The following is a 9,097-nucleotide window of genomic DNA, read 5'->3' on the forward strand; positions in this document are numbered from 1 at the left end:
ATCAAATAATCACTATAAAGATCAAGCATATCCATTTAATTCCCTCCCTAAAATTAAGGGCGGAATTCTAATGCTTTTTAGTCAAACTACAAGTTTATGTGCGTAACATGAGTTACTAAATTGACTCATCAAAACTAGCAAAAATATTTCTTTTAGTACATAAAACAACCCGCATGAAATTGAAAAATACTAATTATATGCTATATCAATAATTAACTTAGTAAAATTTATTTTATGGTGTAGCTACTTAAGGAGCTATCAATGCTAAATAAAAAATTCTCAGAACGTCTCAATAAAGAATTGGACAGTATCGGTGTTCCTGAGGCCACGACTGAACGAATTGAAATCCTGTCTAAATTAATAAAGATACCTAAATTTAAAGCTGAGGCCTTATTGAGCGGACTGACAAGCCCTGATGCAAAAATATTAAAAACACTTGCAGAAGAGCTTGAGGTAAATGAGGAATGGTTATTAGGGAAAAATGATTCTAAATCCCATTAACAGCGAACCTTAAGCCATTAACCATGGAAGCGATGACTTAAACTAATTGGTTTGGCATTTTTCTCAATGTATTCAATAATTTTTCCTGCCACATTGACTGCAGTGGCTTTTTCAACCCCTTCTAAGCCAGGTGAAGAGTTAATCTCTAGCACTAAGGGTCCATGATTTGAGCGAATTAAATCGACGCCAGCAACTTTTAAGCCCATGGTTTTAGCTGCGGCAATGGCAATTGAACGCTCTTGCGGGGAAAGTTTCACTTTAGCGGCTTTTCCCCCTTGATGTACGTTAGCACGAAACTCCCCTTCTTTGGCTTGTCGTTTTACAGCGGCAACGACTTTATCACCAATAACAAAACAGCGAATATCAGTTCCTCTTGATTCCTCAATAAATTCCTGAACTAAAATATTAGCGTGCATTTCTTTAAATGCATTAATGATACTCACGGCAGATTGATGGCTATCCGCTAAAATAACCCCTTTCCCTTGGGTTCCTTCTAATAATTTAATCACTAAAGGAGCGCCCCCAACCATATGGATTAAATCCTCTGTATCATCAGGAGATTGAGCAAAACTCGTTAGGGGCATTGGAATTCCCTTACGGGCTAAAAGTTGTAGAGAGCGAAACTTATCACGTGAACGAGAAATAGCAATCGACTCATTTAAAGTATACATCCCCATGGTTTCCATATGCCGTAGAACTGCTGTGCCATAGTAGGTTGTAGAAGCACCAATTCGCGGAATGACCGCATCAAAGGAAGGTAATTGGTTACCGCCACGATAATGTACTTTAGGATTAGATGCTGCTACATTCATATAGCAATACAAAGGGTTAATAATTTTAACCTCATGACCAGCCGCCTCACCCTCAGCTTTTAAACGCTTATGGGAGTACAAATGGGGGTTAGTGGCTAATATCGCTATTTTCATAAATTAATCATTCCTCAAATTATTTTTCTTTTTCTTTAAGCCTAGTTTATAAAATAAAAAATCGCCTCCCCATTTACATGAATAGGGAGTTAATCTATTAAGTGTATTATAATTAGGCAAGACTAGGTTATTTAAGTTCCGGGTTAGGAAACTAATAACATATAATCCTTTGCTAATAGATCAGCATGATGCGGCGTCGTGAAAAATGCATTTAATTCTCCTTGCGGATTAAAAAGCATTATTGCTCCACTATGCTGAACATCATAATTTTGCGGATCCTGACTATCCTTATTGGCTACTTTTGCGTAAGCAATACCCATTTCACGGGTCATTGCTTTAATGGCTTGCTCCTCACCTCGAGCACCATAAAAATCTGCTTGGAAAGAAGTAACATAAGCACCGAGCTTTTCAATATTATCTCGTTCGGGATCAATGGAGATCATGACTACCCTTGGTAAGTCTTTCACTGATTTATTTTGTAAAATACGGTACATTTTACTCAATTCTGCCATGGTAGTTGGACAGACATAACCGCAGTTGGTAAAACCAAAAAAAACTAAAGTCCAACGCCCTTGTAAATTAGCATTATTGAAGGTTTTATTGTCGGTTCCCGTAAGGGAAAATTCATTAACTGCTCTTGGATTCTCTAAGTAGGTCCCATGAAATTCAGCCACATTAATTTTTTTCTTCGAATGAATATGCTGTGATACAAAAAGACCGGTAAATAAGGCACCAATAGCTAATAAAACAGCTACTGTCGCATTCACACCTTTTATCTTGGCACTCATTCTTACCCCTTATAAATAATGATCTATTAATAAAACAACAAAAAGTAACATTAAATAAATAATGGAAAACTTAAATGTTTGCATCGCTACCACGGCTCGTTCACTACGATACAATTTATGAGCCCAAAATAAGAAGCGCGCTCCTAAAAGCAAGGCACCAGCAAGATAAAAAATCCCACACATACCAATAATGAACGGTAAAATACTAACTAAAAGCAGTAAGATGGTATATAAATAAATACTCAATTTGGTGTAGGGAATACCATGGGTGACCGGTAACATTGGAATTTGGGCATGACGATATTCTTCAAAACGATAAATGGCTAAAGCCCAAAAATGGGGGGGCGTCCAAGTAAAAATAATTAAAACTAAGAGTAAAGGTTCTGGAGTTAATTGATTCGTGACTGCAACCCATCCTAATAGAGGTGGGGCCGCACCTGCTAAGCCACCAATTACAATATTTTGCGAGGTCGCTCGCTTAAGGTATCCCGTGTAAATACCAGCATAACCAATTAAGGTAACAAAGGTTAAAAAGGCCGTTAAGGGATTGACAAAAACATAGAGCAATACCAGCCCAATTAGGCCTAGCGATACAGCAAAACTTAGCGCTTGTCCAACCGAAACGCGGCCACGTGCCACTGGCCGTTTTCTGGTGCGCGCCATCACCGCATCAATATGTCTATCCACTAAGTGATTAATAGCCGCAGCACTGCTTGCCGAGAACCCCACCCCAATTAAGGTTAAGGCGACAAGTGAGAGGTCAATCCAGCCAGGTGCTGCCAAATACATGCCAACAATTACCGTGAGCAGCATTAATAAAACAACTCGAGGTTTACATAACTCGAGATAATCCCGCCAGGTTGCAGCTAAAGGAATCGAAAGATTATTTTGCATTAACTTGCCCTCCTCTTAGGAAATGCAACATGCAAAAAACTTGGGCTAATAATAAAGCAGCCACACCATTATGGGCCACAGCTACATGCAAGGGTAATAAATACACCACATTAAGCACACCCAAAGTAAATTGAATGAATACCAGGGCAATCGTGATAAGAGCCAACCTTTTTAACTGTTTAGGTGTTTCTCTAAAGAGCATCAAGCTTGACAACAAGAGTAGATAAACAGCAGTAAACAATGCACCTAGACGGTGAATAAATTGAATCGTTACGCGCACTTCACTATCTAATAAGCCTCCTTGGTAATTTGCACCTATTGAAGCAAATAAATTAAAGGCTTTTGTTAAATATAAATCAGGGAACCAAAATCCATTGCATTGAGGGAAACCAATACAAGCAATTCCCGCATAATTTGAACTCACCCAGCCTCCTAAGGCCACTTGCAAAAATACAATAAGCAATCCTAAACGTACCCACGGGCGCCATTGGGGTAGCTCATTACCAGCAATAGAGCTTATTTGGAAGCGGAATCGGCTTAAGCAAGCAACAATAAGCATGCCGCCTAATAAATGTCCCATCACTACTACTGGCAACAACTTCAAAGTAACGGTCCACATACCTAGCGCCGCTTGAAAAATGACTAAAACCATTAAGGCCAAAGGTAAATGCCAGGGAAGTTTAGTCCCTCGATAACGTTTATACGCAACAGTTAATCCGATATAAAAAATCAGTAAAGCTAAAGTTCCTGCGGCATAACGGTGAGCCATTTCCGTCCATGCCTTGCCCGTCTCGATGGGAATATTAGGATATGAGGTTTGAGCCTGTTCCAAATGGGTTGTCTCACTAGGCAATACCATTCGGCCATAACATCCGGGCCAATCAGGACAGCCTAAACCGGCATCAGTTAAGCGCGTGTAGGCTCCGAGCATTACTACAAAGAATGCTAATAATACGGCGATTGTAGCCGCAATACGTAGAGATCGATGCTGCATTAATTAACCTTTTTTGGTTTCATAGGTAGTTAGTAACAGTTTTAAATCTTTATAAACATCATCAGGCTTCACGTCTGATTGATAACTTAAAACTAAATAGCGTTCCGGATCCATAATAAAGATCCGCGCTTCGTTGCCAAAGGGTGCTAGCTGTTGTTTGTCAGTGGCAGACAACTCCTGCACCATAAAATCTCGAGCGGTTAATTCTTTTTCCATCAAAGCACTAATAGAGTTTTTATCCACTACTAACAGTTGATCGACTAAATATAACTTTCGCCCTAAGGCTAAGCGAACTCGGGCTAACATATCTAATTGCTTGAGACAGCTAGAGTCACAAGTATTAGGGACCCATAGCATAATCCGCCATTTATCCTTTTTCGCAATTGAAGCTAATTCGATAGGTTGACTTAATAAATTACCTTTATTTGTTCGAGCACTGCCTAACCATGTAGGATGACTATAAAATAAATATGCAGCGATACCTGGTGCTGCGAATAAACAAATTAAAGCAAGTAGAGTATAATATTTACTAATTGATTTTTTCATTTTTTTTCAAATTTAAAGCTATAAAAATAATAAACACCGTCAATGCCATTGCAAACCACTGCCAAGCATACGCTAAATGCCGTTGAGGAGGCATGGATACTATGGCCCATTTTCTTACAAATCCGTGGTCCTCTTTTTTATCCAGGCGAATAATAAACGGATAGGCAGGTTTTTGCAAAATTTGCGACACTATTTTTGTATCTAAATTTTCCAAAATAGTGAGCTTAGCGCTTTTTTCCTCAAAACTTGGTCCTAAAACCCATTGTTTATTGCTCGGAAAATACGCACTTCCCTGAATTACAAGTCGAGTTTGAGGCGTGTTGATCGGTGGGTAATGGCGTCGTGTTCTGTCCCCGGCAATCCATCCCCTATCCACTAAAACAATCTTACCATTATCTAAAACTAAAGGCGAAAGCACATCATAACCGAATTGGTGCTGCTGATGTTGATTATCGAGTAAAAAAATGTCTGCTAAATAATGACCTTTAATTAAAACTCGCTGGTACTGGGACGGCATTTTATCTTGCGGCTGCCATTCCCTAGCCTCCTTTGTAGCCATAGCGAGTTCTGCGCTGACCATCTCGCTCTTTTGCGCAGCGCGTTGGAGCTGCCAAAATCCCAAGCGTAAGAAAAGGGAAACTACAATTAGAGTAAGGATACACATCACCCAACTTGGGGTGAAACGCAAGCTAAAACAGGGTACACTAGGCATTAATTTTTACTCAAACATGAAGTTTAACCAACGTTTTAAGATTGGCAAAGCCCGGAGTATAACAAATGATCACTAAACTCTTCATCATCTTTGTAATGATAATGATTGCAGGTTCCCTGGCAAGCGGGTTATTTTTCTTAGTCCGCGATAAAGAGAACTCTAAAAGAACGGTAAAAGCACTCACGGTAAGAATTACTATCTCTGTATCTTTATTTATTTTCTTATTTATTGCATTTAAGTTAGGTCTTATTCACCCCCATGGTATAGTAACTAATTAAATGAACTAGAGCTTAAAGATAACTTGATTGTTTTGTTAAAATCAGTACATTTATCATCAAAACTAGAGGACTTCTTGACTTTACATAAAAAGGACAACTTATGCGTTTATTAGCCATGGCCTGCCTGCTGGCATGCGGTTCATCTTATGCGGATACCATTGATAATTATATGAAAATTGCAACTAACATACCCATAATGGAGATGAAGGCTGATGCACAAGCTCAAGCTTGGGCAAGATCCGCCCGCCATGTATTAACGATAACCTGTGAAAGTATTGGTGAAACTTTAGTACAAGCCAATGAAGCAGCAAGACAACAAGGAAGACCACTTTTTTGCTTGGCAAATGGAGCCCAGCTAAATTCAGTGATTATGAATGACCTCATTCAGCAAACTTATAAAGAAATCTCAAGCCAGCAAAGTGATAAGGATAAAATGACAGTATCGCAAATAGCCTTATTAGGAGTAAGCAAACGCTATCCTTGTAAAAAAGCAAAAGAAATGGCCCAGCTTAAAACCTTAATGGGGCAATAATCACCACATCATGCTGATTACAGCGGGCGAAAACACCTTCTTATGATTTTGCAAGCATCTCCAATAGTGAGTGAGCTGCTTGCACCTCTACAATAAAAGAATTTATTTGTTAAACTCTTCAAATGCCTCTAGAGCTTCTGCAGCGTACATTAAAGAGGGGCCGCCGCCCATATAAACTGCCATCGCCAGTGTTTCTAACAATTCTTCACGACTCGTTTCTAGTTTAACTAAGGTTTGTGAGTGAAAACCAATACAACCAGGGCACTGTTTAGCAACTGCTAAGGCCATAGCAATTAATTCTTTCGTTTTTTTATTTAAAGCCCCATCCTTATAGGCTGCTTGGGAAAGAGCAGAGAAACCAGCCATAACCTCAGGCATTTCTTTGCGCATTTTAGCTAATTGAGTACCAATGTCTTTAGTAATGTTAGTGAATTTATCTGACATCTTATAACTCCTGTTAGTTCATGAAAGACGTCAATACTTTAACTCATAATTTTATTTTTGACATGCTTTATTTAAGGTTTCTTCGGCTAGGGTGAGTTTTCTCTCAAGCATACCTAACTCATGTTTTAAGTTTAAGAGGAGTGTGGGTTCACTCGTATGCGGATTAATTTGTGCTATTCGCATGCAAAGCGCCTGCTGCTGATTTTTTAGGGTTTCTACTTCCTGAGTTAAAGATTGCAACCACTGTTGCCGGGTACTTAACATTGCCATACTCAAAGTTGCAGCCTTTGATTCTTCTTTATTTTTTCGCTGCACACGACAGAGGCCAACTAATACGGAAATTTTTCTCTTTAAGTGTTCGGCTAGGTATTCCGCACTGCGTTCATGCCTTTGGACTCTTAATGCTTGAAGATCAGCTTTAAGCTCATTAATACAAGCGGCTGCCGTTAACTCGTCGGTTCGAAATAAATTTTTCGGCAAGGATTGACGGAGTACGGAAGGTGGTAGACTAGTCATTTTCCATTCGAGTTCAGGCAAACGAGCCATTAAGTCAGTAGTTAGATTTTGAATATAGTTGGTTTTTATCATTATCGATGAGTGCTGCTCTGGGGGAAGTTTATCGACTTCCCCCTAGGTATTAAAGTGCGGGTTCTAAACTGTTGTCTTTAGCCATCCACCAAGAAAAAATAAACGGCGGAGCACACATAATAATTAAGCCACCAGTTAATAAAAGCTCATAATGTAATAAGCTACCAACATTAATATCTTGTGGTGGGATAAAGCTCACAATAAAGGTGCCTACTACCCCAATAATTCCCACCCCGGCTACTAAAATCATTCCAAGCATGCCTCCGGGAATTTTAAATGGACGATAATGTTCTGCTTCAGTGAGACGAAGTTTAATGGCGGCGATGAACATAATAAAATACATCAGCATATACAATTGCGCTGCTAAAGCAGTTAAGAACCAGTAAGAGCCATTAACACTAGGCATGAATAAGAATAAAGCCGATAAAATCGTAACGATGGTGGCCTGGGTATACAACATAAAGGAAGGAGCACCGTTTTTATTAGTACGTTGAAAAATTTCGGGTAAATTCCCCTCTTCCGCTGCCACTAATAAACCCTTGGTAGGCGCAATAATCCAATTGCTAACACCACCAAGTCCTCCTAATACTAACATGAGGGCAACCACCGGCATCATCCAGTACATGCCATAATTATTAAAAAAAGCTTCAAAAGCCTGCATTATCCCTGCAACTAAATTAATATCTTTACCAGGCAATACAACTGCAATAGCTAAAGAACCTAATATTAAGGTACTTAAAATAATCCCTACCGAATAAATGAGTGCTTTAGGGAAGGCGCGCTGAGGATCTTTGACATCATTAGCATGCACGGTAGCAATTTCAATACCGCAAAAAGACATCATTATTGCGGTGAGCGAGACCCACATCGACTTATCAGACAGATGGGGAATAATACTTGGAATATCAAAGCTAATTTGCAAAGGATTACCTTGTACCATCCAGACCACCCCTAAGCCTATGATTAAAGACATAGGTAATAATAAGCCGGAAATGGAGCAGATGTTACTAAACATCGCCGAAGAGCTCATGCCGCGCAGATTAAGAATAGTGGTACCCCAAAAGCAGGTGATAATCACCGACCAGAGAAAATAAGGATTACTGGAAAGCATGGGGTTAATTAAATAGCCGATGGTCCCGGCCACAAAAGCAAGAATGGTTGGATACCAAATAACATTTTCAATCCATTGCAGCCATATGGCTAAAAAACCTGCCCGTTTACCAAAAGCCTCTTTAACCCACACATAAATACCACCTTGCTTTGCCCAACCAGAAGCTAATTCAGCTGAAACCAAGGCCGTTGGAATTAGAAAAAAAAGTGCGGCCAATGTAAAGTAAAAAATTAATTGACTGCCAAATAAGGCTGTAGCCGGTAAATTACGAATGCTATCTACAGAGCCAACGGTAATCATCGTTAAGCTAAAGATAGTAAGTGAGTGCTTTTGCGTCATTGCATTCCTTTTAGAACTAAACCAACAAACAAGATTATTATAACGTTAAAAGCTTAAGGATAGCTTAATAATAGAGTAAAAAATAAACAAATTTTCATAATGAGCAAAATAAGTATTTTCAGCAACCTCAAAACTACATCTTAAGCACAGACATTGAAGGCTCATCATAACAGCTTTTTTTAAGGATACAATACTGTCTAAATGTGAAGAAAATAAACGCAAGCAAAGCCTTTTAGAAGAATTCATCCATGAATTAGAATTTGGATGTCTCTGATATAATCCCTCTAATTTAGCCTTAGGGTATTTAGCTTAAAAAGCTTTGGGCAGGGTCACCTCATGAAAAATTTTGAGATAAGATAGTGGTTAAAATAGAATCATCCCATCCAGCATTTTTTCTGAGCCGCTTAATAGATTGCCTTTTCATCTGATTTTTAGTTAATTGAA

General features: G+C 39.0%; 12 protein-coding genes. 3 read left to right on the forward strand and 9 right to left on the reverse strand.

From position 1 onward, the window contains the following. Positions 1 to 261 precede the first annotated feature (261 nt). Positions 262 to 501, forward strand: coding sequence for a hypothetical protein (locus ELY15_RS11080; RefSeq protein ID WP_127099984.1), 240 nt, complete (start codon positions 262 to 264; stop codon positions 499 to 501). Between the two features lie 17 nt (positions 502 to 518). Here the strand turns inward: ELY15_RS11080 and rimK are convergent, their stop codons facing one another. From rimK to ELY15_RS11110, 6 genes are all read right to left on the reverse strand, one after another. Beyond that, positions 519 to 1,427 carry a 30S ribosomal protein S6--L-glutamate ligase gene (rimK, locus tag ELY15_RS11085; RefSeq protein WP_127099986.1) on the reverse strand — a complete coding sequence of 303 codons (909 nt, stop codon included), beginning with the start codon at positions 1,425 to 1,427 and terminating at the stop codon, positions 519 to 521. A 143-nt stretch (positions 1,428 to 1,570) separates the two neighbouring features. Continuing rightward, positions 1,571 to 2,215 (reverse strand): SCO family protein, encoded by a 645-nt coding sequence (locus tag ELY15_RS11090; RefSeq protein ID WP_127099988.1) that lies wholly within the window; start codon positions 2,213 to 2,215, stop codon positions 1,571 to 1,573. Positions 2,216 to 2,224: 9 nt separating this feature from the next. After that, a complete protein-coding gene (gene cyoE / locus ELY15_RS11095) occupies positions 2,225 to 3,109 on the reverse strand; it encodes a heme o synthase (RefSeq protein WP_127099990.1) in 885 nt (294 codons plus the stop codon). After that, on the reverse strand, positions 3,099 to 4,103 hold the full coding sequence (locus ELY15_RS11100) for a heme A synthase (protein WP_127099992.1): 1,005 nt from the start codon (positions 4,101 to 4,103) through the stop codon (positions 3,099 to 3,101). Before ELY15_RS11100 ends, cyoE begins: the two co-directional genes overlap by 11 nt. A gap of 3 nt (positions 4,104 to 4,106) precedes the next feature. Next, entirely contained in the window at positions 4,107 to 4,649 is a 543-nt protein-coding gene (locus ELY15_RS11105; RefSeq protein ID WP_127099994.1) for a hypothetical protein, read from the reverse strand. Continuing rightward, positions 4,633 to 5,361, reverse strand: a complete 729-nt coding sequence (locus tag ELY15_RS11110; protein WP_127099996.1) for an SURF1 family protein — start codon at positions 5,359 to 5,361, stop codon at positions 4,633 to 4,635. The genes ELY15_RS11105 and ELY15_RS11110 overlap by 17 nt, the downstream gene beginning before the upstream one ends. A gap of 65 nt (positions 5,362 to 5,426) precedes the next feature. On the opposite strand from ELY15_RS11110, the gene ELY15_RS11115 reads away from it, so the two are divergent. Further along, complete coding sequence (locus ELY15_RS11115; protein WP_127099998.1) at positions 5,427 to 5,639, forward strand: twin transmembrane helix small protein; 213 nt, start codon at positions 5,427 to 5,429, stop codon at positions 5,637 to 5,639. Positions 5,640 to 5,739: 100 nt separating this feature from the next. Further along, positions 5,740 to 6,171: a phosphatase gene (locus ELY15_RS11120; RefSeq protein ID WP_127100000.1), complete on the forward strand. Its 432-nt coding sequence runs from the start codon at positions 5,740 to 5,742 to the stop codon at positions 6,169 to 6,171. A gap of 102 nt (positions 6,172 to 6,273) precedes the next feature. Here ELY15_RS11120 and ELY15_RS11125 read toward each other — a convergent pair whose 3' ends face one another. The 3 genes from ELY15_RS11125 to ELY15_RS11135 are packed head-to-tail and all read right to left on the reverse strand — an operon-like array spanning position 6,274 to position 8,653. Beyond that, positions 6,274 to 6,615, reverse strand: a complete 342-nt coding sequence (locus ELY15_RS11125) for a carboxymuconolactone decarboxylase family protein (RefSeq protein WP_127100002.1) — start codon at positions 6,613 to 6,615, stop codon at positions 6,274 to 6,276. A 51-nt stretch (positions 6,616 to 6,666) separates the two neighbouring features. Next, positions 6,667 to 7,203, reverse strand: a complete 537-nt coding sequence (priC, locus tag ELY15_RS11130; protein WP_127100004.1) for a primosomal replication protein PriC — start codon at positions 7,201 to 7,203, stop codon at positions 6,667 to 6,669. A 49-nt stretch (positions 7,204 to 7,252) separates the two neighbouring features. Continuing rightward, positions 7,253 to 8,653 carry an APC family permease gene (locus ELY15_RS11135; protein WP_127100006.1) on the reverse strand — a complete coding sequence of 467 codons (1,401 nt, stop codon included), beginning with the start codon at positions 8,651 to 8,653 and terminating at the stop codon, positions 7,253 to 7,255. Between the last annotated feature and the right edge of the window lie 444 nt (positions 8,654 to 9,097).

It is taken from the genome of Legionella sp. km772, assembly GCF_003989735.1.
Classification (GTDB): Bacteria; Pseudomonadota; Gammaproteobacteria; order Legionellales; family Legionellaceae; genus Legionella.

Bases quoted from the DNA above. Each gene is read 5' to 3' on its own strand.
- ELY15_RS11115 (WP_127099998.1), top strand. From the start codon at position 5,427: ATGATCACTAAACTCTTCATCATCTTTGTAATGATAATGATTGCAGGT.
- ELY15_RS11100 (WP_127099992.1), bottom strand. From the start codon at position 4,103: ATGCAGCATCGATCTCTACGTATTGCGGCTACAATCGCCGTATTATTA.
- ELY15_RS11105 (WP_127099994.1), bottom strand. From the start codon at position 4,649: ATGAAAAAATCAATTAGTAAATATTATACTCTACTTGCTTTAATTTGT.
- cyoE (WP_127099990.1), bottom strand. From the start codon at position 3,109: ATGCAAAATAATCTTTCGATTCCTTTAGCTGCAACCTGGCGGGATTAT.
- priC (WP_127100004.1), bottom strand. From the start codon at position 7,203: ATGATAAAAACCAACTATATTCAAAATCTAACTACTGACTTAATGGCT.
- ELY15_RS11120 (WP_127100000.1), top strand. From the start codon at position 5,740: ATGCGTTTATTAGCCATGGCCTGCCTGCTGGCATGCGGTTCATCTTAT.
- ELY15_RS11090 (WP_127099988.1), bottom strand. From the start codon at position 2,215: ATGAGTGCCAAGATAAAAGGTGTGAATGCGACAGTAGCTGTTTTATTA.
- rimK (WP_127099986.1), bottom strand. From the start codon at position 1,427: ATGAAAATAGCGATATTAGCCACTAACCCCCATTTGTACTCCCATAAG.
- ELY15_RS11135 (WP_127100006.1), bottom strand. From the start codon at position 8,653: ATGACGCAAAAGCACTCACTTACTATCTTTAGCTTAACGATGATTACC.
- ELY15_RS11080 (WP_127099984.1), top strand. From the start codon at position 262: ATGCTAAATAAAAAATTCTCAGAACGTCTCAATAAAGAATTGGACAGT.
- ELY15_RS11110 (WP_127099996.1), bottom strand. From the start codon at position 5,361: ATGCCTAGTGTACCCTGTTTTAGCTTGCGTTTCACCCCAAGTTGGGTG.
- ELY15_RS11125 (WP_127100002.1), bottom strand. From the start codon at position 6,615: ATGTCAGATAAATTCACTAACATTACTAAAGACATTGGTACTCAATTA.